Here is a 25,509-nt window from a genome sequence, read left to right on the forward strand (position 1 = left end):
AAAGCGATCGAGGCTGAAAACAGACGATGAATGTCAAGACAGCGAATGCAATAGACAGCTATGTCGGAGCGCGCATCAGAATGCGCCGGCAGTTGCTCGGGATGAGCCAGGAACGGCTTGGCGAGCAGATCGGTGTGACCTTTCAGCAGGTTCAGAAGTACGAGAAGGGCATCAACCGCATCGGCGCCAGCCGGCTGCAGCGGATCGCCGAGGTGCTTCAGACGTCGCCAAGCTTCTTCTTCGAGCAGGAGAATTCCGAGCCGTTGACGCTGCAAGGGCTGGATCTATCCGCGAATATGGACCCGGTCGCTGAATTCCTGCGAACGAAAGAGGGATTGGTGCTCAATCGCGCTTTTCTAAAGATCGCCGACAGCAATATCCGCGAAACGGTCATCGCATTGGTGAAGGCGATGGCGCAGGCGGAAAGTCGCGGCGTAACATTGGGAGCCTCCGTAGCGGATATCACTCTTCCACTCGGAGAGTAATCAGGCACACCGAGGTGATACTCGCATAGAGCTCAGGCTCGCGTCATTTGGCGAGTTGCGGCTGATCGACCCAGACGGGCAATCGGTGGCGCTTCCAGAAAAGGGGCCCACTTGGCATAAGGAACAATATCGCGAGGCTTCGCACGGGCCGGGTTCTGAGATCTGAAAGGCGGCGCAGTCCTGTCACGCGCGTCTTCGTTCAAGAGAACCAAGTTGTCTCCGCTTTGGAGCACGCGTGGGCAGAGGAAGCCGCAAGGACACCCAGATGCCCGAAACAGCCGAAGCAACAGTTACGCAGATGAGTGGGGAAGAGGTCAAGGAGCTGGCCGCTGGCCAGGCTTGTGGCGTTTGCCTCCCCGGAAAGCGCCCACGACGGTTCTTTACCCGGCACGCGGGACTTGAAACGGATGCTGACTGGCAGGTGCTTTGCCGCAATGGCCCGAACGCATCTTGCGAGGGCTTTCGCACGATGAAGGTTGCTCACTGTGGCGCGCTTCCCATCTTGTCAGCAGACTTTTACGACGTCCAGATCCAGGAGTTTTCCAAGCTTCTCGATGCGCCCGGCAATGTGTCCGACGCCAACTGCGCAATGGTGGGCAGGTCCCTGCGCGTTCCACGTCTCAACAAAGCGCCGGGCTCCAAGTGGAAATCGATAACGGCTGTTGGTGTTGCCGATTTCGAGGATCGGGCCCGCCACAGAGGCGCCTTCGGCGCAAAGCAGCCTGATGTTGCCGGCGTCTTCGACGATAGAGAGCAGCGTCACCGGCCCGTGCTGAACCGACATTTCAACGCTGACGCCAGAGCCGACCTTGCCGTGAAAAACGTTGAGGGGCCGGATCTTCGTACGCCCCTGGGCAATTTTCGTATGCCCCGGCCCGTCATGCCCCATCAGCACGACATCTGCGGCGAAATCCATGGCATAATACTCGGTGAATGAGCCGCCCGCACCGAAGCTGTCCATGATTTTCATCGCCTGGGCGTTCTTGATCTCATATTCGCCAGCAACCGGCACGCCGCTGGCCGTTAACATCGAACAGCCGACGATGACCGAGGTGATGATATCCTCATATTCGTGGCCGGGCTGGGATTCGTAGTAATAGGCAAGTGAGCCGAGCGATTTCTTATCGACCAGCTTGCGAAGCGCCACGGCGGTCTTTGCCGCACGTGCCAGTTCTTTGGGGTCGCAATCCGGCTGGACATCGAATTCGGCGATGATCGTCGCCAAGCAGGTGGAGACGTCTTCCTCGCTCAAATCACGCCGCAACTGCGCCAGTTCGTCGATTTCCAGCACCTCGATATGGGTGCCGAAGGCCGCTGCCTGCGCGGTGAGATCTGAATAGATATCGAGCATGCCGTTGTAGTAGCGGCCCATGACGCCGAGCCGGTTATGCGCCATCACATGTGCGACGCGGGCGGCCTCGATCCAGCCGTCGATCTCGTTTTCGACGACGGGATCGCCGGTGAGAACGCCGGTCACCTGGTGAAAGCTGATGCCCGCTCGACGGAAGACATTGGCGATTTCGGGGACCGGGCAGGCAGAGCAATGCGCCAGCCAGTCACCGGTCATCGCTGTCCGATCGCCGAGGGCGTTGAAAGTGGCATAGTCGATGGCTGCGGTCGGCTGCAGATTGAGGATGATCACCGGAACCTTGGCGCGACGGACCACTGGAAGAACCGTCGACGACAACGCATAGGTGGTGATGTAGAGAAAGATGATATCGACATCGGTCTGGCGAAACTGGTGACCGGCCTCGATCGCCTTTTCGGGCGTGTCGATCAGCCCGAGGTTGACGACCTCGACTCCTGGGCGCGCAAGCTTTGCCTCGACGGTATCGACATAGCCACGCAACCGCGCTTCCAGACCGTTGAATTGCGACCAATAGGCCTCCAGACCGATACCGAAAAGGCCGGCCTTCAAGGGGCGTTCAGACATTTCTGTTTCTCCGATGGGGTGAGAATGACGTCAGCTCTGCAGGCGCACTCGAAGCTGATCGGGGCCGACGGCCATTAGAAGGACGACGCCTCGGGTCACGTCCTGCCAGAAGGAGGACACGTTCATCAGCGTCAGGCCGTTGTTCAGCGTGCCGAGGATCAAAACGGCAATCAGCGTGCCCCAGACGCTGCCGCGGCCACCAAAGAGGCTGGTGCCACCAAGGATGATGGCGGCGATGATGGTGAGCAGGTGCTGGCCCGCGGCGTTGGGTGCTGCGGCGCCGAGCATCGCTGCAAGGATGATGCCAGCTGCCGCCCCCGAAAGGCCGGAGACGACATAGAGCACCATCTGGGTCCGCTCGACGGGCACGCCGAGCAGGCTGCTTGCTTCCGGATTGCCGCCGCTCGCATAGACGAAGCGTCCGAACGGTGTCTTCGACAGGATCAGCCAAAGTGCGATGAAGACCAACAGCATCAGGATGATCGGAAACGGGATTCCAAAGAGGCGCCCTGACCCGAGCCAGTTGAAAGCCGGAATGAAGAGCGGCTTCGAAAGGCCGCCGGTCAGCACCATTGAGAGGCCGGAAAAGATGCTCATTGTGCCGAGCGTGGCGATGAGCGGGTTGAGCTTCAGTCGGGTGACGATGAAGCCGTTCAGGACGCCGACCGCGCAGCCGATGAGGAGAGCGGTGCCGCAGCCCGCCCAGATGTTGATTCCCTTGGCATGCATCAGCGCCACAATGACGCCGGCAAGACCGGCGACGGCGGCGACGGACAGATCGAGCCCTCCGCCGATGATCAGCGGGGTGCCCGCGGCTGCCATCAGCCCGATGAAGGCCATGTTGGTGCCGATGTTGGACAGGTTGCTCGGCGTCAGGAAATAGGGGGAGAAAACCGAAAAGGCGATCAGCAGCAGGACGTAGAACACCAGCAAGAGAGCGATGCCGGCGGCCGAGCGGCCAAGAAGGTCGCTGCGTGATTTTGCCGACCTCTTCGACGATTCCGACGCTGCGGGAATGGAAGATGAGTTGGTCATGTTTTCTCCAGTTCATTCCTATCGCGGAGGGCTGCCCGTGGCTCGGCTGCCTGCATCAGATCCGTCGCTGTTGCGTCCTGCCCAAGCTCGGCGACGACCTTGCCATCCTCGAGTACGAGGCTGCGATCTGCGAGCCCCGCCACCTCTTCCGCGTCTGAGGAGACGATCAGGATCGCCAGCCCCGCCTCCGCCAGCCGACGGATTTCCATGTAGATCTCGCGGCGGGCACCAAGATCGACCCCGCGTGTCGGCTCTTCGAGGATCAGAACATTCGGGTTTCCGAGCAGCCAACGCGCAAGGCAGATCTTCTGCTGATTGCCGCCGGACAGAAGGCGGATCTCTTGGTCCGGACCTGAGGTCTTGACCCGCAGGGTTTTGATCCATTCACGGGTGCTGTCGTCTTCCCGCTTTTGGTCGACAACGCCGGATTGCGTGAACAGGCTGAGATAGGGCAGTGTCGTGTTGGTTCGCACCGACAAATTGCCAATCAGGCCCTGGCGCTTTCGCTCTGCGGCCACGAACCCGATGCCGCTATGCACTCTCTTTCGCGGCCCAGAGAGACCAATGTCCACATCGTTCAGCAGAATGGCCTCGGCATGGGCGGCAGGCTCGGCGCCATAGATTGCCCGGCCTATTTTCTCGGCGCCGGAGCCGATAAGGCCGAAGACGCCGAAAACCTCGCCGCGTCGCACGGTCAATGCCACGCCGTCGAGCCATCCGGGAAGTGACAGTCCATCGACCGACAGGACGGTCTTTGCGTCCTGAAGCACTTTCGATTTTACGGGGTAGAGGTCGCCGAGTTCGCTGCCGAGCATCGCCGTCAGAACTTCGTCGCGATTGGTGTCGCGGGTTTCGAACTGACCTCGGACCTCGCCGTCACGCAAGACAACGATACGGTCGCTTAGCCGGAAGACCTCGTCAAGATAATGCGAAATATAGATGATGGTGACGCCTTGGGCTTTCAGGGCCTCGATGACCTCGAACAGATTGTCGGCATCTGCCTCACTCAGCGACGCCGTCGGCTCGTCCATGATCAGGATCCGCGCCTTGCCGGCCAGCGCGCGGGCGATTTCGACAATGCGCTGTTCGGACAATGGCAGCGAGCCCATGCGCCGGCCGGGCTCGATATGGTCGAGCCGCAATCGCTTCAGGAGCGCCCGCGCCTGTGCGTCGACGGCCAACTGATCGATCATCGGAATACCCAAAAAGCGGCGCTTCGGCATGGAGCCAAGCGCGATGTTTTCGGCGACCGAAAGGTCCGGATGTACGGAAAGCTCCTGCGGCATCAGCCGGATGCCGGCCGCAACGGCATCCCGAGGCGTGGAGATATTCCTGGCCGTGTCGTCAATTCTAATCTGTCCGCTGTCCAGAGTGTAGACACCGGAGAGGATTTTCATGAGCGTAGACTTACCCGCGCCATTGGCGCCAAGAAGCGCCACGATCTCGCCCGCATCGGCAGAAAGCGACACGTTCTTCAGTACCGTCACGCCGGCAAATGCTTTGCTGACATTGGCGATCTGGAGCCGCCGATTGCGGCTCCCTTCGGTGCTCTGGACGGTCATGTCACGCTCCCTGACGCTGTCTCGCTCATTGCTGAGGGAGAATGGCCTCATAGCCCTTCAGCCAATCCTGCTTCTTCAGGTCTGCAAGGTAGGTTGAAAATTCCGCTTCCGGAAACACGTATCCATCCGCCTCGCCGGCACAGGGAAACTCCTTGTAGAACTTGCAGATATTGGCCTTGGTGACCATTTGGTGCGTCACGAAGGTCGCCTCCGGAACCGGCTTTCCGGCAAGAGCGGAGAGCGCGATCGGAATCAGATAGTTGCCGTAGCTGCCGGGGAATGAACCAGTGGCAGCAACCAGGTTCGGATCGGTGGCGAGCGCCTCAGCCTCATCTGCCCCGTTGCCGACCGCAATTGCCTGATCGACGCGACCGGCAGCCCGCACGGCCTGCAGCATCCCCATCGTCGCCTGATCGTTGATGGCAATGATGAGGATGGGCGCACCGGGCGGAATGCGACCGATGACATTGTTCATCTGCGCAAAAGATTCCTGCAGCGTGTTCTTGGTATCGATCTCGATGATATGATCGGCGGGGAAATCCTTGGTCAGCGCCATAAAGCCGGCCCGCTGGCCATCCGTGCGCATGCGCGGGATGACGCCCGACTGCGGTAAAGCGCCGACGACCAGATAACCGGTCTTTACGACATCGGCGCCGAATTTCTTTGCGGCCGCCGTTGCGAGATAGGACCCACCCATGAAGCCAGATTTCGGGTTATTGACCCCGAAGAAGCTCGCGCCCGGCATCGGGATGTCGATCGCTGTCACCTTCGTGCCATCCGGTTTGAACACATCCATCACCGTCTGCCCGAAATTGGCGTCCGTCTGAAATTCGATGACGTAGTCAACCTTGCGCTCTGCAAAGGATTTGGCATTGGCGAGCGCAGTCGGCCCGTCGAGGCGGTTATCCGCAATCACAAGTTCGACGCCGGCAGCATCGGCATTTTCCTGGATCCCCTTTTCGACGAGCACGCCGAAGGCGATATCGCGCTGCAGATTGGCGAAACCAATACTGTAGCTCTTTCCGTTTCTCGGCGGCGTTGCCTTGGTCGCATCGACCACCATCGCCTTCAGATTTTCGGTCGATAGCATTTTGCCGTCGAACTTCGCCGGATCGAACCCGTGAAAGTCCTCGGCATAAGAAGCGGAAGCCGCAAGGCACGCGGCAACCACCACCAGTGTGGCTTGATGTTTCATGTCTTTCTCCTCCCGGCCACTGCCCTCCCCGGCAGCGGCGGCCCGCTGATGATCTCAGCAAATATTTTGCAGCGTCATTCTAAAACTGACCTTGCATAGTGACGTTAACACTAGGAATTTTCGTTGACACGTCGGCAATTTCCGCAAAAGTGATCTTTTGCATGCAAAATATGATCCTCAGACTTGGCCGCTATCATGCAGAGCTACTTCGTCTACATGCCCGACAACCGCCTCTGCGCCGCCTGGGGCTGTACGGCCATCTCCACTGGGTACACAGAGATCGGACCGAATTCCGACTACCCACCGAGCCGTCATCCCAACGACCACCATTTCAGCTGGTCGCGTGGCCGTATCCTGAGCGCCTATCAGATCGTCCACATCAGCGCGGGCAGCGGCAGGCTGGAGTTCGGACCAGAACGTCGGCAGGTTACCATCGCCGAAGGCTCTATTTTCCTGCTCTTTCCCGGCGTCTGGCACCGTTTTGCTCCGGACCGCCGGACTGGATGGGTCGAACATTGGATCGAATGCCGGGGAAGCGCCTTCGATTTTGCGCGCGATGCAGGCCTGTTGCGCCCCGAGCTGCCGGCCCATGCCAGCAGCTCCGAGATTTCTGGTGTTTTCGCGTCGATTCACGCGCTGGCGCAGGACGATTGCCTGCGCAATCAGCCGCTGCTGTCGACCCTCGGCCTTCAACTGCTGGCCCTTTTATGCCGCCCCGCCGATCTCAATAGCAATGCTGCCGATAGGCTCGTCGATCGTGCACGGATGATTCTGATGGAGCGCTGCGGCCAGCCTCTGTCTGTCGAACAGCTCGCCGACGAACTTGGCGTCAGCTATCCCTATTTCCGGCGTCTTTTTCGCGAGCAGACTGGCATGTCGGCCAAGCAATATCAGATGAGGGTGCGCATCCAGCGGGCCATCGACCTTCTGGTGAACACCGACAAATCGATCAAGGAGATCGCCGGTCTCCTGGGTTTTCACTCGGCGTTCCATTTTTCGACACAGTTCCGGCAACTGATCGGCTCGAGCCCAACGGATTTCAGGGCGGCTAAACGCTCGTAACGTAAGCCTCGTCGAGACTAACCTTATATTCCTTGCCTTCGAATCGGCCGGCGGGTTCGTATCGCAGGCGCGGTTGCGTGCGGAGTGGGATGCCCTATTCTGCGCTCGTCAACGCCTATCGCATTTCGAACCGGAGTGTCTCGCATGCTCGGAAAGTTGCGGCATGGATATCAATTACCTGGCGCCAGTCTGTCGGAGATCGAGGCATGTGAGGCTTCGCTCTCGATCATCTTGCCGGAAGACTATAAGGCGTTCTTGCGCATCTCGAATGGATTCAACGATGAAGTCGGTCAAGGATATCTCGTTCTGTGGAGTGTCGCGGAGCTTGCCAAGGCCGACGGTTATGAACTCTTCGAGTTTCAGGTCGACCGGTTCTTGATTGGTTTGAATGGCGGCCCGACCGCTTATGGGATAATCGGCGGAAGTTACATCTCCGTTCCGTTTGTCTTTGCCGGCGCGTGGTCGGAAGAGGTCCGCGTGCTTGGACGGACATTCGATGAGTTCATTAAAGCCGTTGAGGCGGGCGAAGGCTCATAGCGATCGGCACCTCCTTATGATGCGATGACTGACAGCCTCTTCATCGGCGCCGGTATTGGATCAGCGTCTCCTGCGAGGCCGACAATCGATAGAGCAGTTGCTGTGCGGGATATCGCTCTCGAGCGAACTGCCGGCCCGGTGCCAGGGGCAGCCGAGTCCGGTGGGCTGAGTGATGAGGTTGGGAACGGCTGCACTTGATCTTAATCTGCATCGGGAAGAGGCTTGATACAAAAAAGCCTGCCGCGGGAGGAGGTGCGGCAGGCTTTTTGAAGATCGAACAGCGACTGGGAGGAGGAGTGCCGCTGTTTTTACAGACGCCCCATGGGAGGAGAAGTGGGCCGGCTGAAAGCGAAGCTTTGCGGGAGGAGGTGCATTGCTTCGACAGATACGATCATACACAGACCCCGGACGATGCAAATGTCTTATGTTGCACTGCAGCCATGCGTAAGGCGCAACCCGCAAGAATCCAATACGACTGGAGCTCCATACGCCGCCGGGGCACGGCCTCGACGCAAAAATGCCCGCCTTAGGAGCGGGCATCAACTAATGTGGATTCAAGTCGTGCTGGGCGGTTAGCGCGCGATCGAGGCGCGGGCAACGCTGCGAATGTCTGCTCGATCGATGCCGAGGTCCTGCAGTTCGCGGCTGGACATGCGTCCGAGTTCGGTGACCGTCTGACGGAACTTGCGCCAGTTGTTGAAAGAGCGTGCTACGTTCATGATGATCCCCTTTCATGAGGGCTGTCTGACGTCAGCAACCTTGGTTGGTTCCGGCGCCGTTTCGATGATGGAGATATAGGCGCTTCAATCGGTTTAAAACAGCCACAATCTCTCATCTCAGCTATGCGGTGAGCGCATGATGTGCTTCTTTTTTGCGCAAAGACTCCCTTTTCAAACCGCGGACGAATAGCAAGTGGGACCTCACCTCCGTGGCTTGCGCCACGGAGGTGAGGTCGATGCTACAAACGGCTTGGATAATAATGGAAGCGGCCGATCGGTTTCGGTTACCTCAATCAGACGCCGAATGCGTCCAGTCGATTTTACGGGCGCCATTCCTGCTTATTGCGATCGTCGAGGCGAATTCCCCGATCGACCGCCACCCAGCACATGAGCCTCGAATGGAGAAGCTCCTGTGGCTCGCGGCGCATTTCCCAGATCCTCGCGTCAGATGACATGGCCGCGATTGGACCGAATCTATCAAAGCGATCGTAGGCGCCCTCTGCCTTGGGAAGCCAAGCCCACGGTCCCTGATCGTCGGTGAGGAAGATGAAAGTGCCGCGTCTCCGCTCGCGGAACCTTCAGATTGCGGCCTGCATGAGGTAGGGAGATTGCTCGACGGGAACCTGCGCTACGATTTTCATTACGAGTGTGGGAGCGACATCAGGAACAGACCGAACTCGTCCGTCTTTGTAGACGACCCGCAAGAGGCAAGCCTTGTCGTCGTATTCAAGTTCCGCGATCGTCTTTGAATGGATCAGAAATTGCATATTAAGCTACCTCCCTGCACTACAGCATGACCAAGATGAACCGACCGCCGCCGAGGAGAAGGGTTGATCGGCACGAGAACTCATTGCCTCTTCGATGATCGGCGCTGTCAGAAATGCGATCCAACGACAAGCGCTCTGCGTCCCGGCGAGATTACGAAAAAATCTAATAGAGCCCACTTTGGAAATCGCGTGAAATCAACGTGACACACGTCTGACGACTATTTGGCACGGGCATGCCAGAAAAAGATGTGAGCACGACGCCCACTGTCGAGCTAATGGCCGCAATTCCTCGCAGGTGCGGGTGGGCCGCCAGGTGAATTGTGCCGGACGAGCGTGGCGGACCACTTCCGGCCAAAACTTCAGACGTGCGGGATTAGGCAGCAACTGCCGCCAACGATCACCTCGACATCGTCGGGCTCGGAAATTCGGATGCTAACGATCCTGAACTGGGCGCCGTTGTCACACCATCCGATGTTTTGCCTAAAGATTTCGATAGCGATGTCGGGACCGATGGCCCATCCACGTCCTAGAAGGAAATCGAAACGAAAACCGGAGGATGGAGAGCATGGCGCTTAAGCGAATGGACAACATCGGGATTGTCGTCGAAGACCTTGCAGTGGCAATAGACTTTTTTCAGGAGTTAGGCCTCGAACTCGAAGGCCGCGCGACGATCGAAGGCGAATGGGCCGGTCGTGTCACGGGTCTTGGCGATCAGCACGTCGAGATCGCCATGATGCGCACGCCGGACGGGCACAGCCGGCTGGAGCTGTCGCGCTTCCTCAGACCGGATGTCGTCGCGGATCATCGGAACGCCCCGGTCAACGCCCTTGGTTATCTGCGAGCCATGTTCACGGTCGACGACGTCGAAGAGACCGTTGAGAGGCTGCGCACGCGCGGCGCCCAGCTTGTCGGCGATGTCGTCCGGTATGAGGACGCCTACAAGCTCTGCTACATTCGCGGACCCGAAGGTCTTCTTATCGGGCTTGCCCAGGAACTTGGGTGAGCAGCGACGAGCGATCGGTCGCGCCTGGCTCATCCTGCGAATATCGCGCTCGTTGACGAGGAACGCTGGTGATCCCATCTAGGCGCCATGCCGAAACACGAAAAGAACGATGTCGAGCTGGTCAAGACGTGGGTGCTGCCGCCAGCAGCGACCCTCGGATCGTCGATCCGCGCGAAGGGAATTCTGCTCGAACTCCGTGCACGGCTCCCGGTCGCTTCGAAGAAGTCGCTCGATATCGAGCAAGGAGAACTCACGCTGTCGATGCCTGCAAGTGTCAAGACAGAATTCCATGCAGCGGCGTCTGTTGTCGCCAGTGCGCTGAAAGACATCGAAAGCCTGCCGGTAATCCCGCGCGAGATCCAGGATATCCTTTCGATCAAGACGAATGAGCGTCATCGCTGGCTCAAGGACGGCCGCCTACCGAGTGCTGGAACGCGCACGGTGAAACTGCGCGGTCGCGCGCGGAAGATCACGTTCCACGTCTTCGACCCGCGCGTCGTGGAAGACCTGCTCGATCGAGGCGTCGTCGAAGAATGGCGCGAGGAGGATGCGGCGGCGGCGGTGGAGAACCGACGGCGGGCGGCATATAAGGCGAAGTTGACGCGGTCGCTGAAGAAGGGCAAGACCGTCAAGGGGGATACCGTCGCCGGATCCGACGAGGCACCTCGCACGGAACTGGCAGGCTGGGAGGAGTTCGGACGCGACGGATTGCTTCGCTAAGGAGGCCTATTGCGGGTCCCAGCGGTTCTAAAGCAAGGTAATCTCCGGGCCGCTTCGTATGGCAGGCCTTGAAACGGACGCTGTGCTCGACTATCTTCAGGTCATCGGCGTTGCTGGTGAGCGCTCCACGAGAGTGTTCGCGACTGCCGAAGTCGCTTATCTGCTTTTGACCACGGATGTACTGGCACTGGTGTGAAGAGCGATGTTTGAAAGGTCGGTGCGGTTTCGCCCCGGCCTTTTTTATTGCCTGCCGGTCAGGGCAAAGCTCCCGACCAATCGTTGGACGGCTCTTCAGCCTCTGCTCCTGGAATTCTTCCGTAGGATCGGGGATCGCGTTCGTAGGCAGTTCGGAGATTTCCGAGCAGGAAAGAACAGGTCGCGACGCGTCAGGCACCAGACGACCTTGCCTTTGGTACGCGCGGCAATCCCGGCCACGAACAGGGTGGCTGCCGCCACGTCGACGGTGCCGACCCCGCCGCCAGCGCACTCGTGCAGCGCCCGTAGGCCAAGCGCTTTCCAGGTGCGCGATCTGCTCGCACAAACTGTCAAGGACGGCCTTTGGGCGGCGGAGTTCATGATCTACCTTCAACGGCAACCCGTTTTCAGCTTGAGTAGGAGCTATATGTTCTATATTTGTTCTTAACGCGTAAATGAGTCAATGCGCATATGACCGCTGAAGTTGACCGCGAGTGCAAGGCAGAATAATCGCCATCGGATTCAAGCGGATGGCAAGGAAGGTTATTTTCGGATGCGCCGAACGCGGCTTGTGGACGATGCGATCCCTAGACTGAAAGATCACAAGGTCCCGGTGGTTGAACTCCTCTGCCGTCTGTGCGACCGCCATTGCGCGCATGAGCGCAGGCTGTTGGTGAAAGCGTTTGGCGCAAGTGTCAGCTTCGCGGAAATCCGCCGACGCATGGCCATGGGCTGCGAGCGCATGCAGACGCCCGGGGGTGACAAGTGTGGGGCACATTTCCCATGTTTGGGTAGTGGTCTAGCTGATGGAAGCTAGGGGATGACGGGTGAAGAAAGCCGAGTGCGGCCGCGCAAGATCGTGCATGTCGACATGGATGCCTTCTACGCATCGGTCGAGCAGCGTGACAATCCGGAGCTGCGAGGCTTGCCGGTTGCCGTCGGCAGTCCTGCTGCCCGCGGCGTGGTGGCGGCCGCCAGCTATGAGGCCAGAAAGTTCGGTGTGCATTCCGCCATGCCTTCGGTGACTGCGCAGCGGAAATGCCCGGACCTCATCTTCGTCAAGCCGCGCTTCGATGTCTATAAGGCCGTCTCGCTGCAGATAAGGACGGTCTTTGCCGAGTACACGCCGATGATCGAGCCGTTGTCGCTCGACGAGGCCTATCTCGACGTCACTGAAAATCTCAAAGGCATGGAGATCGCCACCGAGATAGCTGCGGAAATCCGCGCCAAAATCAAAGCAACCACCGGGCTCACCGCCTCGGCCGGCATTTCCTACAACAAGTTCCTCGCCAAGATGGCATCCGACCAGAACAAGCCGGACGGCCAGTTCGTCATCACGCCGAAGAACGGTCCGGCCTTCGTCGAGCGCCTGCCCGTCAAGAAGTTTCATGGCGTCGGGCCGGCAACAGCCGAGAAGATGCATCGGCTCGGGATCGAAACAGGCGCGGACCTCAAGGAGAGAACGCTCGACTTCCTCGTCGAACATTTCGGGAAGTCAGGTCCGTATTTTTATGGCATCGCCCGCGGTATCGACAATCGCCAGGTCAAGCCGGATCGGGTGCGGAAATCCATCGGAGCGGAAGACACGTTTTCGCAGGACATCCATTCCTTTGAGCCCGCGCGCGAAGGGCTTCAGCCGCTGATTTCGAAAGTCTGGAGCTACTGCGAGGCCAATGAGATCGGCGCCAAGACGGTGACGCTCAAGGTCAAATATGCCGACTTCGGCCAGATCACCCGCAGCAAAACCGTTCTGGCTCCCCTGCCGGCGATCACCGATCTTGAGGAGGTGGTCGACCTACTTCTCGCGCCAATCTTCCCGCCGCGAAAAGGGATACGTCTGCTCGGCGTCACGCTGTCCTCACTGGAACGGCAGAGGTCTGACACGACGCCGCAGTTGCGGCTTGCGCTTTAGACCGCCAGCATCGGCTGGGCCGGAGCGTCTGAATGGCGCCCGATCCGGAGTGTCCCCGACGGTAACCATGGCAAACCGGCCCCGCAGCGCGGTCGATCCGATGGATGCCGCCGAAGCATGTTCGAGGCGGCAAAGAAACTGGGGAACGGGCATCGAGCGAACGGTGCTGCCGACCAAAGCTTGTTTCGATCAAAATCGACAGCGACATGCTCGCCTACTTGCAGGAAGACGGTTCCGGCTGGCAGGATTGCATCAATGATATTGCGCGCTGCGATAAAGGGCAGGCTCTGACGCTATTGTACGGAGCCGCGCAGGCCACGCCATCGGGTCGTTGCCCGTTATTTTTCACGGCCGGCAACGCAAGTGTCGGATTGTCCATATTGTTTTGAAAGCTGGAAAAGCAGGGGAAGGACATAACCATGGGGTTTCATATCTGCACCGCTTGCGGCACTCAGTTCGACGAGCGCTTAAAGCCGCCGCCCGCGTGCCCCATCTGCGAAGACGATCGTCAGTTTGTCCCTGCATCGGGGCAGGCGTGGACGGACATCGCAGCACTTGGTCGCACCCATGATGTGACCTGGCGTCAGGAAGCCGGAGGCATCCACAGCCTTCAGGTTTCGCCTGATTTCGCGATCGGCCAGCGCGCCTTCCTGATCGAGAGCCCCGACGGCAACATTCTTTGGGACTGCCTCAGTCTCATTGACGAGGCGAGCATAAACCGAATTGGTGCATTGGGAGGTCTGAGCGCCATCGCCATTTCGCACCCGCATTTCTACACCTCGATGATGGAATGGAGTTCCGCTCTGGGCGATGTGCCGATCTACATTCATTCCGACGATGGCGAATGGGTACAAAGGTCTGGCGGAGCGCTCAATCAATGGAAGGGTGAAAGCGTGCAACTCGGTCGGTCGACCCTGATCCGATGCGGCGGCCATTTCCCCGGTAGTTCAGTCATGTACTGTCCCTGGCTGGCGGACGGCCAGGGCGCCTTATTCGCCGGCGACACGATGCAGGTTACACTCGACCGCAAATATGTGAGTTTCATGCGCAGCTATCCCAACCTCATTCCGCTCGGCCCAGAGGCGGTGAGACGTATCGGGGAAGCGGTACGCCCATATCGGTTCGAGGCGGTCTATGGTGGATTTTCGGGCCGAACGATCGAACGAGAAGGGTCTCGTATCGTGGACCAGTCGATGACAAGATATTTGAGTGCCATCGAGGGGTGAGCCATGATGACGCGATAGGACTCGTTATTGTGGAAGAGGACAGACGCGACGAACGCCAGGCCCGACGATTGCTGTCGGCCTGTTCCGCGAACGTGCGGGCATGACCATCGACGATACTCGACAGTTGCGGCACTCATCGAAGGCTCAATTTGGGGATGGTGGAAATCGAAAACCGCCTTCGCGAAGGGCATCCGATCGTTCAGCGGGTGATCAAGAACTGCCGAGATCTTGGAACTCCCTGCTTGCGGCACCCATGAGTCAACGCAGTCACCGATCATTCAGTCTTGAATTCCTAATTTTAGAATAGGCGCGTATGCTGCAGTGGGGGGACTGCAGTATCCATAACCTTGAGGGGTCGAGGACAATGTGCTGGAACACATCGTCGGCATTCAAGCCGGTCGGACTAGCTCTGCGCGGCCCGGCCACGCATAAGATCGTCCGGACGCTCGGCGATGCCGCGGATATCCTGATCAGGGACTGGCCATCCGATGACGGCGAGGAATATGTCGCCGCCGTGAAAGCTTGTGTCGATGCAATCAGTGGGCAGATTCCTCCGGAACAATTTCGCGAAGCGCTTTTGCGCGCGGCCGAAGAGGCAGGCATAACAGCTCTCACTGTCGTGGCGCATTGATCCACATCGCTCCCCCTCGGAACTGTATCGGAATGTTGTCTCGTCACAGTTCAGCCTCTGTAGTTCCATCTCATGTTCGTCGAGAGCGAGTGAACCGCGGACGTGTGGCATCAAGCAATGGCGTCGTTTTGATTTGTCCATGACAACAACTCGGCAATCCGAGAATGTTTGGGGCCGCTGACGATAGCGGTGAGCGAGCCGGTCAGGTAGGCGAATGGATCGATAGCGTTGAGCTTCGGGATGCTCTTTTGCGTGCGGCCAATGAGCGGGCATCGGGCCGACAGGCTTCGTGGCAGCTTGCCGCTTCGATGAAGACCACCATATAACGCGCGATGACGTTTGATTCGAAAATTTTTGTCGGCCTGAGGCCAACAAGCAAAAAATCAGCTCTTCCCCCCGAGCCTTCCCAGTCGAAATGCCAGTGGGACGGTTGCGAAAGCGGCGGCACCAATCGTGCGCCCGTTGGGCGAGATGCGGAGGGTTTGTACCTGCTGTTCTGCCCGCAACATGCGAGAGAATACAATAAGGGATATAATTTCGCGAGCAATCTGTCTGATCCGGTGACCGCCCGCTATCAGAGTGAGGCAGCAAGTGGCGCCCGTAAGACGTGGGGGACCCGCGTTGATCATGCGACAGAGATGCCGCTTCCTTCGACCGTCCGCTCAGGCACGGCAAAAACTCTGAACGCGCGCAAGAGTGCTGCACAACATCAAGCAACGAAAGCTGATCTCCAGCGACGTAAGCTCAAGGTAATGGAAGCGAAAGCCTTCGAAACGCTCGGCCTTTCGCAGGACGCGACGCCCGAGGAGATCAGGCGCCGCTATAAGCAGATGCTCAAGCTACATCATCCAGACGCCAACCGAGGAGATCGAAACTCGGAAGCTGAGCTCCAGGCGGCAATCGACGCGCATAAAATCCTCAAGTTGAACGGGTTCTGCTAAATCGGAGACACAGTCTCTGCGGGTCAATAGATAAGACGCTGCCGTGAAAAAGCTGTGTGTGGTGCGCGACGCGCGTTTCAAATCTTGTCTAAAATCCCTAGAGCGGCCGCGGTCCTTCGTATCCTTGACGTGTCGAAATCCGTGTCGTTCTCCAGAGCTGTCACTTCGGCCACAGTCAGACCGGTGGTTTCTGCAACGTCATCCAGGGAATAGCCGCGAGCCGCGCGAGCTTCCGCGAGCAAGCCGCCGACGGACAGAGCAACAGGGGATTTCACAATCTTCGAGACCATGTTCATGTCGTTAAAACTCCTTTTGGCGGCCGAAAAACGTACAAAACAGTTTCATAGTTCCAACGCACTGCCCGGGTCCGGGCGATTTCCGCGGGCGCTCGTTCTATCAGCTTGCCAGGCGGAGTAAAGTCTGACGTGGCGAAGGGGCGAACAACCTTTACATGATGGTCGACGAGAGGCGCCATCGACCCACCTGCCTGCCACGGAGCGTCTTTTATCCTGCGGGAATTCGCGGCGAGAGACGCTCGCATGACGCCGCAGGCGAGCAGATTAGGTCATCGATGTTCTCGCTCAACCAGCTATTAAGACGCAGAGCAACGAAATCGAGCGCATCCCCTCAAACCCGGCCGGGATGCGGCCATCGGTTCCAAAGGATATGAAGGCAACGGGTAAATCTCGGGTTCGAAAGATCGCGAGGCGGCCGCGAAATTCTTGAACTTTTTCTTGAACCGGCGGTGAGTGAGCAGCATCCGGAGAATTCGCAGCGTCGCCGCCGCTCAGCTTGAAACTCCCATGGGGAAGACGGCCTTTGCTTGACGGATGCAAAATTAACCGCCTTGATCGGACCGAACCCTTGATCCGCGAATTGCCATCGAAGGTCTAGAAGAGATCTGCTCCGATGACCGCACCACATCAGTAGCGAAGTTAAGACTAATCCACCGGCTTGCTGTTGAACATTACGCGAAAAGCATGTCGACTGAGCGCGGCAAGCCGTCCGGATTAGAATAGCGCGGTAGGACCGGGGCGCGGGCTCTCTGCCCCGGGCCCAATCCCCCTGAGGTGTAGCCGATACATTGCCTTGAAATCCGCGAAGTTTGCAAACCCGGCGAGGCGGGCAACTCTGACTATAGTCGTCGGGGCAACCGAACATTCGGTGGCGATTGACTGTAATGTCCCGAAGGCAATCAACTCCGGTTTTTCGAGCGCGATACGAATGACGCGTTCCGACTGCCCGTTGAACACGACCACCCGTGCCGCGATCATGTTTTTCAGATCGCGCAAGTTCTTGGGTTGGCTGTTGGAAGTTTGACGTTTCGTTATCATATCGCTCGATACCGCATTGGAACCATTAGCCTTGCCAGACGAAGCCTATTTTGCGGCATCAATCGTCCGTATCCACCCAGCCGCCCGCCGTGCGGCTTCTGCGAGAACTGGCTTCGGCGCTTTATAATATTCATCGACAGGCAACTCTCGCTTTCGACGAACGAAATCGATCGCGTCGTCCAGTGTTGGAAACTCATTTGGCAACGTGAGATGCAGGAAGAGCGCTACGACTGCGACTGAACGAGAACGGCCACCACGACAATTGACGAGAACGCTGCCACGTTCGCGAAGCGGATAGGACGGTTTGTCAGGCAGGATCTGTTCAAGCGCTGCACGAAGGATATAGTGGGCGGCAACCATCTGGGTATCCGGATTTCCGGCGCCGTCTATGAGGCCCACCTTGTAATAGCGAATCTCCCCCGGCCCATAGACGCTGCCCTCATGATCCGAGACGATCTTGTCCTGCTGCACGAAATTGAAGTCGAGGTTGACGGCGCAGTTGACTACCGTCGTGATGCCGTTTCGGCGCAGAAGGCCGAGGTCGCTTGCCCCCTCCTTTCCCGATATGAAAATATCGACGCCGTAAAACGGGTGCGATTGATAGATGCGGCTCAGTTTGGGCAGGTGTCTCTCGGCCTGTCCAATCGCGGCTTCAGATTTCTGCATGTGTCGTCTCCACGGCAGCTACCCCTGAGGCAGGCGGCGTTCAAAAAGTGATGGTTGATGGCAGGCTGCGCATCGACTGATGCGTCGCCGCCGGTGATCCTGCTAGGCAGCCGCCCTGGCTGCCCTGTTTTCGCAGATGGACCGTGCCACCCGCTCCAATGTCGGGTAGTGCGCGCCCTCGCCTGTAGCGACGTAACCAGGACAAAGGAAATCGGCCGCCCCTACGGGAACCTTGCCGAGGGTCAACGGTTCGTATCGTCCGCCTGCATTCTTCAGGATCAGCGTGGCTGCGGCAACGTCCCACGCGTTGACGCCAAATCCGGCGGCAGCATCCACCCATCCGGCGGCGACATGCGCTATGCTGAGAGCGGCGCTTCCAGGACGACGCAACGTCGAAAAGGTCTCGACCAGTTCACCCATATTGGCGAGTGCGATCTCGCGACCGTCGAGCCGGAAATCCCGCGCCACCGGATAGCCGGTGATCAGCGTCGCATGCGCTTCCTCTGCAACCGCACGCGACCGCAGCGGACGATCGTTCAGATCGGCGCCCGCAAGATCTGCCGTGAACATCATTCCGGAAACTGGATCGAAGATCGCGCCGGCAACAACCTCCCCACCGATGACGGCGGCGATCGATACACACCAGAATGCCAGGCCACGGGCAAAGTTCGCCGTTCCGTCGATTGGATCGACATACCACTGAATACCCCCACTGCCCGTCTGTCCGCCCTCCTCTCCCATGATCGCCGAATTGGGCTCATGCTCGAGAATATAAGCCCGGATCGTCGCCTCGGCACGCTTATCGTGGATGGTGACGACATCGTGGAGATCGACCTTGTAGTCAACGTCTATATTGGATCGGAAGGCTTGCAGCAGAGGCTCGCGTACGGCTACCGCCGCGCCTTTGGCGATTTCCATCAACCTGCGGGATCGCTTAAGCGCGTCTTCATTGTCGGGGCTCGGGTTGACGCGAGTGGGGTTTTGCATCGGCATGTCCAGTCTGTCATATGGGAACAGGTTCCCGCGCTTCACGTCGGAATTGCTTACTTCGTGTAGTTTACCCGCCAGAAATCCTGCCATTCCTCGCGCCGGTCGAAATCATCCAGACCGGTGGACGTGTCATAGGCCTGCAGCTTGTCGGCGACCTTCATCAGGCCGGAAGGCTCGTCGTCCGGCATCCTGACGTCGCTATTGGTCGGCAGTTTGCCGTCCTTCATCTGCGGCGCGATGCCCTCCTCGGTCAGGATATAATGGATGAAGAGCTTTGCCGTATTCGGGCTTTGCGACTTGGCGGCGATCAGGCCGAGTTTGATATAGTTCCAGCCGACCCAGGGATCGAGCGTGGTGCAGATGCCGAGCTTGTAACCCTTGTCTTCGTTGTCACGGAATTTCGCAGAGCTCAACAGGCCGAAGAACGGTTCCTTCTGACCTGGTGCGCCCACGGCTTCCGATATCCGGTCGTCGCTATCTGTTGCCAGCGGGGCATTCTGAGCCAGGGCCCTGATCCAGGCGGCAGCAGCGCTCTTTTCATCAGTCTGCAGCTCGTTGCCGAAATGCGCCTTATAGGCGGCAGCAACCGCATCGCTGCCGTGGGCATCGAGTTGATTGAACCAGTCCGTGTAATTGCCCTTCGTCAGGGGGTCGATGATTGCAACCTTGCCTTTCCACTTCGGCTCCGTCAGCTCCCAGATGTTGGCCACGGGGCATTTGTCATAGGCCTCGGTGTTGTAGGCCCATACGTTTGCATTGGTCGAGATCGCCAGAGGATTCTGCATGTCCGCAGGGAGGTAGTTTTCGACGAACTTTTGCGGCAGCAACTGTGCCAACGCCGCCGGAGCATCGGTGATCAACACCACGTCGCCCTGAACGTTGTTGGATTGACTTTCTCGTATGATCATCTCGAGCTGGCTGTTGGCCGAAACCTTCATGCCCGTCGCCTTCAAACCGTATTTGGCGCTGAAGTTTTCGGCCATCTCAACGATCTTGCCGGTGCTGTCATAGACATTGATCGGCTTTTCGCCTTTGGCCGCATTGACCAAAGCTTTGATATCGGCCGTATCGCCAGCGACTGCCGGAACAGCAAAAACCGCTGTCGCCATGGCGGCGATCGCCGCGACTGAAATCTTGGCATTTCTATTCATCGTTCCCTCCCAGGAGATCGCCAAAGGCTGCTACGGCTTATTTCTTGTAGTTCATGCGCCAGAAGTCCTGCCACCCCTCGCGCTTGTCGAGATCCGCGGCTGCGGTGGACGCATCGAATGCCATGAGCTCATCGAGATGGGCGGCAATGCCCGACGGCTCATCGGACGGCAAGCTAATCGCCGAATTCCCGGAGATCTTTCCATCCACCGTCTGCGGGGCAATTCCCTCTTCGGTCATCAGATAACGGACAAAGAGCTTTGCCGCGTTGGGGCTCTTGGTCTGCGTGGCGATCAAACCGAAGCCAGGATAGAGGAAACCCGAAAAAGGCTGGACCCCGGTGCATAGGCCGAGTTTCAGGCCCTTGGCCTCATTGTCGCGATACTTCGCCGTCGATGTGATCACGAAGAAAGGGTCGGACTGGCCAGGCGCCCCGGCGGCATCGGCAACAGTGGTGGAGTCCGACAGAAGCGGTCCGTTCTGGGCAAACGCCTTGACCCAGGCCGCTGTCGCGCTCTGGCTGCTCGTGTCGAGCTTCTTGCCGTAGAGCGCTTCATAGGCCTTGGCGACATCCACGTCGTGATGCATCTCGATCTGGTTGAACCAATCCGCATAGAGCGGCTTGTCGAACAGATCGAGCATGGCGAGCTTGCCCTTCCATTGCGGCTCGGTCAGTTGCCAGATGTTGGTCACCGGGCATTTGTCGTATTTCTCGGTATTGTAGGTCCAGACATGCGCATCCGAGGCGACGACCAAGGGGTTGCGCAGCCTTTCTGGAATATCCTGTTGAAGATCCGGCGGCGCCCAGCTTGTCACCACGCCTTCCGGCAGAAGCTCGCCCACTGCCGCGGCGACGTCGGTTGCCACACTGACGTCGCCGACGACATTTCCTGCCTGCCGCTCGCGGATCAACAATTCGACCTGCGTCGCCTCATTGACCTTCTTGCCGCTCGCCTGCACGCCATATTTCTTCGTGAAGGCCTGGGCGGTATCGACGATCTTGCCGGTGACTGCATAAACCGTGATGGGTGGTTCTTTTTTTGCAGCGTCTATCAGCGCGTTAAGATCGAACGTGTCTTCGGCATAGGCCGCGGCCGAAAGGGCGGACGCGAAGACGAGCACCGCAGTCCCGGCGAGCAAGCCTCGCCATGCCGATCTTGTCTGGTTCGAATGGGCCATGATATGCCTCCCTGGTCGGCTCGTTATTTCTGATAGTTCATCCGCCAGAAGTCCTGCCACGTTTCGCGGGCATCCCAGTCGTCAAGACTGGTCGCCATCTGGTATGGCAGCAACTGGTCTAGAGCCGCGCCGATCCCGGATGGCTCATCGGCGGGAAGGCTGACATCCTTGTTCGTCGACATCTTGCCGTCGATAGCCTGCGGTGCGATGCCCTCGGCGGTCATGACGTAGTGGATGAAAAGCCTAGCGGCATTCGGGCTGTCGGTACCCTTCGTGATCAGGCCTACGCCGGGATAAAGCCAGCCGAGCCATGGCTTGAGGTCCTTGCAAAGGCCGAGCTTCATGCCGCTATCGGCGTTATCGCGAAACTTGGCCGAGCTGATGAGCCCCATGAAGGGCTGAGACTGCCCGGGGGCGCCGACGGCGTCCGCAGCGGCGGCGTCCGCATCGGTCAGGAGCGGCGCATTGGCGGCCAGCGCCTTGACCCATGCTGCGGTGGCGCTTGCCTCATCCGTCTGAAGATCCTTGCCGTATCGCTCCTTGTAGGCCGCAGCAACCTTGTCGTCGCCATGTTCTGCCATCTGGTTGAACCAGTCGACATAGGACGCTTTTCCGAGCGGATCCTGCATCGCAACCTTGCCTTTCCATTTCGGCTCGGTCAGTTCCCAAATGTTGTCGACAGGGCATTTGTCGAACAGCGCCGTATTATAGGACCACACGTTCGCGCTCGTGACGACCGTCAGTGGATCCTGATATTCGGCAGGGATGCTCTTGGCCAGGTCCGGCGGCAGCCAGCTTTCGGCAAAGCCCTGCGGGATCAGCTGGGCCATGGCAGCCGGAGCGTCGCTGACGATCGACACGTCGCCCTGTATGTTGTTTGCGCGGGCCTCGCGGATGATCATCTCCAGCTGCGCCGACGCCTTGACCTTGGAGCCTTCTGCCGACAGGCCATATTTCGCGGCAAAATTCTTCGCCATTTCGACGATCTTGCCGGTGCTGTCATAGACCGTAATCGGCTTTTCCTTCTTGGCAGCCGCGATCAACGCATCAAGGTCGAACGACTCCTCGGCGCTTGCCGCACCTCCCAAAGCCATCGCAACGGCAGTCGCACACAACACGCGGCCCATGCCGCCGAACAGGTTTCTCTTCATTACTGCTCCTCCTTCAGTAAGCTATTCTTGGTTGCGCGGGTGTCAGTTGTAGACGCCGCTCCTCAGCAGCGTATCTGACTCCGTAATTCGCTCTCCGCGTGCATCGAAAACATGCAGGGCCTCAGATGGTGCGTGGAAAAACACGCGCTCCCCGGCGTCGATACGCGGCAGCGCGTGGGTCGTGAGAAACAGCGTATGGTTGTCGCTCCGCAATTCGAGGATCCAACTGCCACCGGTCGGCAGGACGCCAGTGACGGTCATCTCGCCGAAAAAATCACCTTGCGGTATGTCCTCGAGCTTCAAGACATACCCGATCGCCTCCGGCCGGATGCCGACCGAGCCGATGCCGGAGAGTGCAGGATACCGCGCCGAGAAATAGGCTTCAGCCTTGTCGGCGATATCGGAGACACCCGGCTGTCCGAATGTCAGGATATTGATCGGCGGGCTGCCGACGAACTCCGCGACGAAACGATTGGCCGGCCGGTCATAGATGTCATTGGGCGTCCCCATCTGTTGGAGCGTGCCCTCGTTCATGACGGCGATCGTGGTCGCAAGCGTCATTGCCTCCCATTGGTCATGGGTCACGAAAACGATGGTCGTCTTGAACTCCTTGTGTAGCCGCTTGAGTTCGGCGCGCATCTCCAGCCGAAGCCGAGCGTCGAGATTGGACAGAGGCTCATCGAGAAGCAGCACGCCCGGATTGACCGCGAGCATGCGCGCAAGCGCAACGCGCTGCTGCTGGCCGCCGGAAAGCTGCGAGGGATAGCGATCGCGATATTTGGCGATGTCGAGCGCCTGCATGACCTTTTCCACGCGGGCCTCACGCTCGGCTTTCGGCAGTTTGCGCAGCCGCAGGCCGAAATCGGTATTCCGCTCGATCGTTAGATGCGGCCACAGCGCGTAGCTCTGAAAGACGAGACCCATCTCGCGCTTTTCGGGAGGAACGAAAACGCCCTCGGCAACGGAATCGATCAGTCTGTCTCCGACGCGAATTTCACCTCCAGACAGGTTCTCCAGCCCGGCGATCATCCTCAAGGTCGTCGTCTTGCCGCAGCCGGAGGGGCCGAGAAGGCACATGAACTCACCATCGCGAATTTCGAGATCGAGGTCCGAGACCGCGTTTGCTGCATTCACGCCGTAGTTTTTTTGCGCACCGCGCAGGTTGATCGTAGGCATCAGCTTCCAAGTCCTTCTGCAAGATTTGTGCGGGTGAGTTTCTGGGCCAGCAGCGTGCCGAAATAGGCAATGCCGGCGATGATCAGGACGACGGCATTCGCCGCCTGGGTGTAGTGATAATCGACAAGCCGGAGCGAATAGGTGGTCAGAACGTCGGTGCTCGGGACGGCGAGGATCACGAAGAGGCTGAGGCCCTTGATCCCGGAAATGAACGGAAGAAGCACGCCGGTCACCAGGGAGCCCTTCTGGATCGGGATCACGATCGAGATCATGCGCCGCAACCACCCTGCACCGGCGATCTGGGCGGCCTCTTCCGGATCCTTGCCGAGCTGCGTCATTGCGGAGATGCCAGCGCGGGAAGCGTAGGGCATCTGATCGGCGATAAGGGCAAGCACGAGGATGGTCACGGTCCCATAAAGCGCCGGCATCGGCCCGCGCGGAACGGCAAACAAGGAGAGATAGGCCGCGGCAAACGCGATACCCGGCACGAGATAAGGCAGGAACGTCACTTGACGGAGGTAGACCGACAGCGCGCGGACCGGTGTACGGATGACGACATACCCGACGAAGAGACCGAGAATACCCGAGGTCAGGGATGCTAGGCCGACGATCATCAATGTGTTTCCGGCCGCTGCCCAGAGATCTGGACTGAAGAGAATGCCCGTCTGCAGCGCGACCGTATCGAGATTGGTGCCGATCCAGTAGTCGAGCGTGAAGTTGTCGAGTGTGAACTGCGCCGGAATTTTCATGACGGTAGACAATGCGAGCGTCAGCAGCGGCAGTCCGACACCGAGAAGGAAGATCGCTGCGGCGAACCCCGTCGCCGGAAGCCGCATTTTACCCAGGCGGCTTTGGCGGTTCATAGACCCCTTCGAACCGATTGTGACGAAGCGGCGGGCCTCGCGCACCAACCGTGCGTCGATCATCAGCGTTATGATGCCGATCACCATGATCGAGGCTGCGACGACACCTGCCACGCCAGTCTGGCGCGAGGCGATACTACGAAACAGCGAGGTCGAAAGCACCTCGAACTTGATGGGCAGGCCAAGGACGTAGGGAACGCCGAACTCGCCCAGGCACTTGGCGAAGATCAAAACCATTGCTGACAGGAGAGCCGGCCGCATCAGAGGCAGAATGACCTGCAAGGCAACCTGGTAACGCTGGGCGCCCAGGATACGGGCGGAATCCTCAAGCTGGGAATCGAAGCGACGGAGCGCAGAACCAAAAAGGAGGATGACGAAGGGCGTATAGTGCAAGGCAAGTATGATTGTGATCGGAAAGCGACCATAGGCGACCCAATCCGGTGGCGTCATGCCCATTGCCTCGAACCAACCCGGCTGACCGCCGATCGTCCGGTTCTTAAACAGCGTCATCCATGCGAGCGCGAAGGTCCACGCAGGCAGCATGTACGGAACGATCAACGCGGTCGCAAACCAGCGTCGCCCGAACATGTCAGTCCGACTAATCAACCAGGCCAGGATGGTGCCGATCACCAGAGAAAGGGCTATGGCACCAAATGCAACGGTCAAGGTATTGACGAGCGGGTGCCAGAACAGGTCGGTCGCAACAGGAGAGAAGAATGTCCGATCGAGATAATAGAAGGTGAGGTCGCCGACCTGTTTGCCGAGCCGTCGCTCATTGCCAAACTGGACGCGTATGGCGTCCAGAACGATCGAGATGATCGGAACCACAATCAGGTAGGTGAACAGCAGGGCCGTCAAGACACCGATCAGCGTCGTTGGCTCGCGCAGCGCGACCTTGAACCGATAGCGCCACACCTGCCATCCGGATGGCTTTGCACCAACACCCGTGGCGGGCGCTTTTGCCTTCATCGTCTCGCTAAAAAGAGCCATCGTACCTCCCGTATCGTCATCTCCTTGCTCGCATGACGTCGTCCAAGCGAAGGCATGCACAGAAGGCTCCCGCGAACGGGATGCCCCT

The 25,509-nt window shown here is 58.9% G+C and carries 25 protein-coding genes and 1 pseudogene; 11 read left to right on the forward strand and 15 right to left on the reverse strand.

The annotated features are described in order from the left end of the window. Positions 1–26: 26 nt before the first annotated feature. On the forward strand, positions 27–485 hold the full coding sequence (locus tag AC245Y_RS32815) for a helix-turn-helix domain-containing protein (protein WP_017997246.1): 459 nt from the start codon (positions 27–29) through the stop codon (positions 483–485). 505 nt (positions 486–990) lie between these two features. Here AC245Y_RS32815 and AC245Y_RS32820 read toward each other — a convergent pair. The 4 genes from AC245Y_RS32820 to AC245Y_RS32835 are packed head-to-tail and all read right to left on the reverse strand — an operon-like array spanning position 991 to position 6,210. After that, positions 991–2,418, reverse strand: coding sequence for an arabinose isomerase (locus AC245Y_RS32820; RefSeq protein WP_017997247.1), 1,428 nt, complete (start codon positions 2,416–2,418; stop codon positions 991–993). Positions 2,419–2,448: 30 nt separating this feature from the next. Further along, entirely contained in the window at positions 2,449–3,453 is a 1,005-nt protein-coding gene (locus tag AC245Y_RS32825; RefSeq protein WP_017997248.1) for an ABC transporter permease, read from the reverse strand. Beyond that, the gene (locus AC245Y_RS32830) at positions 3,450–5,015 is read right to left on the reverse strand and encodes a sugar ABC transporter ATP-binding protein (RefSeq protein WP_017997249.1); all 1,566 of its coding nucleotides are present in this window, start codon (positions 5,013–5,015) and stop codon (positions 3,450–3,452) included. Before AC245Y_RS32830 ends, AC245Y_RS32825 begins: the two co-directional genes overlap by 4 nt. A gap of 25 nt (positions 5,016–5,040) precedes the next feature. After that, complete coding sequence (locus AC245Y_RS32835; protein WP_017997250.1) at positions 5,041–6,210, reverse strand: sugar ABC transporter substrate-binding protein; 1,170 nt, start codon at positions 6,208–6,210, stop codon at positions 5,041–5,043. 195 nt (positions 6,211–6,405) lie between these two features. Here AC245Y_RS32835 and AC245Y_RS32840 point away from each other — a divergent pair, with 195 nt between their 5' ends. Together AC245Y_RS32840 and AC245Y_RS32845 are read left to right on the forward strand one after the other, a co-directional pair. Beyond that, a complete protein-coding gene (locus tag AC245Y_RS32840) occupies positions 6,406–7,272 on the forward strand; it encodes a helix-turn-helix domain-containing protein (RefSeq protein ID WP_032997060.1) in 867 nt (288 codons plus the stop codon). 144 nt (positions 7,273–7,416) lie between these two features. Further along, entirely contained in the window at positions 7,417–7,809 is a 393-nt protein-coding gene (locus AC245Y_RS32845) for an SMI1/KNR4 family protein (protein ID WP_017997251.1), read from the forward strand. Positions 7,810–8,381: 572 nt separating this feature from the next. Here the strand turns inward: AC245Y_RS32845 and AC245Y_RS32850 are convergent. Both AC245Y_RS32850 and AC245Y_RS32855 read right to left on the reverse strand, forming a co-directional pair. Continuing rightward, complete coding sequence (locus AC245Y_RS32850; protein WP_003552150.1) at positions 8,382–8,528, reverse strand: DUF1127 domain-containing protein; 147 nt, start codon at positions 8,526–8,528, stop codon at positions 8,382–8,384. A 578-nt stretch (positions 8,529–9,106) separates the two neighbouring features. Then, entirely contained in the window at positions 9,107–9,295 is a 189-nt protein-coding gene (locus AC245Y_RS32855; protein ID WP_017997253.1) for a hypothetical protein, read from the reverse strand. Positions 9,296–9,860: 565 nt separating this feature from the next. Here AC245Y_RS32855 and AC245Y_RS32860 point away from each other — a divergent pair. The 7 genes from AC245Y_RS32860 (at position 9,861) to AC245Y_RS32890 (ending at position 14,982) form a co-directional block, all read left to right on the forward strand. Next, positions 9,861–10,298, forward strand: coding sequence for a VOC family protein (locus tag AC245Y_RS32860; RefSeq protein WP_012759983.1), 438 nt, complete (start codon positions 9,861–9,863; stop codon positions 10,296–10,298). Positions 10,299–10,385: 87 nt separating this feature from the next. After that, on the forward strand, positions 10,386–11,018 hold the full coding sequence (locus AC245Y_RS32865; RefSeq protein WP_017997255.1) for a hypothetical protein: 633 nt from the start codon (positions 10,386–10,388) through the stop codon (positions 11,016–11,018). A 748-nt stretch (positions 11,019–11,766) separates the two neighbouring features. After that, positions 11,767–12,030, forward strand: a complete 264-nt coding sequence (locus AC245Y_RS32870; protein WP_017997258.1) for a hypothetical protein — start codon at positions 11,767–11,769, stop codon at positions 12,028–12,030. Positions 12,031–12,033: 3 nt separating this feature from the next. Continuing rightward, positions 12,034–13,125 (forward strand): DNA polymerase IV, encoded by a 1,092-nt coding sequence (gene dinB / locus AC245Y_RS32875; RefSeq protein WP_017997259.1) that lies wholly within the window; start codon positions 12,034–12,036, stop codon positions 13,123–13,125. 104 nt (positions 13,126–13,229) lie between these two features. Further along, positions 13,230–13,514, forward strand: a complete 285-nt coding sequence (locus AC245Y_RS32880; protein WP_409565781.1) for a BrnA antitoxin family protein — start codon at positions 13,230–13,232, stop codon at positions 13,512–13,514. Between the two features lie 30 nt (positions 13,515–13,544). Next, positions 13,545–14,351 (forward strand): hypothetical protein, encoded by an 807-nt coding sequence (locus AC245Y_RS32885; protein ID WP_017997260.1) that lies wholly within the window; start codon positions 13,545–13,547, stop codon positions 14,349–14,351. Positions 14,352–14,715: 364 nt separating this feature from the next. Beyond that, positions 14,716–14,982, forward strand: a complete 267-nt coding sequence (locus AC245Y_RS32890; protein ID WP_012759978.1) for a DUF982 domain-containing protein — start codon at positions 14,716–14,718, stop codon at positions 14,980–14,982. A gap of 110 nt (positions 14,983–15,092) precedes the next feature. Here AC245Y_RS32890 and AC245Y_RS32895 read toward each other — a convergent pair. Then, positions 15,093–15,218: pseudogene (locus AC245Y_RS32895) on the reverse strand (transposase domain-containing protein); the annotation flags it as partial. 96 nt (positions 15,219–15,314) lie between these two features. On the opposite strand from AC245Y_RS32895, the gene AC245Y_RS32900 reads away from it, so the two are divergent. Next, positions 15,315–15,923: a J domain-containing protein gene (locus AC245Y_RS32900; protein WP_017997262.1), complete on the forward strand. Its 609-nt coding sequence runs from the start codon at positions 15,315–15,317 to the stop codon at positions 15,921–15,923. A gap of 77 nt (positions 15,924–16,000) precedes the next feature. Here the strand turns inward: AC245Y_RS32900 and AC245Y_RS32905 are convergent, their stop codons facing one another. From AC245Y_RS32905 to AC245Y_RS32940, 8 genes are all read right to left on the reverse strand, one after another. Beyond that, positions 16,001–16,219 (reverse strand): helix-turn-helix domain-containing protein, encoded by a 219-nt coding sequence (locus tag AC245Y_RS32905; protein WP_017997263.1) that lies wholly within the window; start codon positions 16,217–16,219, stop codon positions 16,001–16,003. Between the two features lie 1,083 nt (positions 16,220–17,302). Then, positions 17,303–17,923, reverse strand: a complete 621-nt coding sequence (locus tag AC245Y_RS32910; RefSeq protein ID WP_017997265.1) for a dual specificity protein phosphatase family protein — start codon at positions 17,921–17,923, stop codon at positions 17,303–17,305. 102 nt (positions 17,924–18,025) lie between these two features. Further along, positions 18,026–18,910 (reverse strand): inositol monophosphatase family protein, encoded by an 885-nt coding sequence (locus AC245Y_RS32915; protein WP_026157704.1) that lies wholly within the window; start codon positions 18,908–18,910, stop codon positions 18,026–18,028. Positions 18,911–18,966: 56 nt separating this feature from the next. Next, positions 18,967–20,022, reverse strand: coding sequence for an ABC transporter substrate-binding protein (locus AC245Y_RS32920; RefSeq protein ID WP_487762878.1), 1,056 nt, complete (start codon positions 20,020–20,022; stop codon positions 18,967–18,969). 79 nt (positions 20,023–20,101) lie between these two features. Beyond that, positions 20,102–21,241, reverse strand: a complete 1,140-nt coding sequence (locus tag AC245Y_RS32925) for an ABC transporter substrate-binding protein (protein ID WP_017997268.1) — start codon at positions 21,239–21,241, stop codon at positions 20,102–20,104. 23 nt (positions 21,242–21,264) lie between these two features. Next, the gene (locus AC245Y_RS32930) at positions 21,265–22,392 is read right to left on the reverse strand and encodes an ABC transporter substrate-binding protein (protein WP_017997269.1); all 1,128 of its coding nucleotides are present in this window, start codon (positions 22,390–22,392) and stop codon (positions 21,265–21,267) included. Between the two features lie 42 nt (positions 22,393–22,434). Continuing rightward, positions 22,435–23,568 (reverse strand): ABC transporter ATP-binding protein, encoded by a 1,134-nt coding sequence (locus AC245Y_RS32935; protein WP_017997270.1) that lies wholly within the window; start codon positions 23,566–23,568, stop codon positions 22,435–22,437. Then, a complete protein-coding gene (locus tag AC245Y_RS32940; RefSeq protein WP_017997271.1) occupies positions 23,568–25,421 on the reverse strand; it encodes an ABC transporter permease in 1,854 nt (617 codons plus the stop codon). The genes AC245Y_RS32935 and AC245Y_RS32940 overlap by 1 nt, the downstream gene beginning before the upstream one ends. Positions 25,422–25,509 lie beyond the last annotated feature (88 nt).

The sequence above is a fragment of the Rhizobium sp. SRDI943 genome (genome assembly GCF_057653695.1).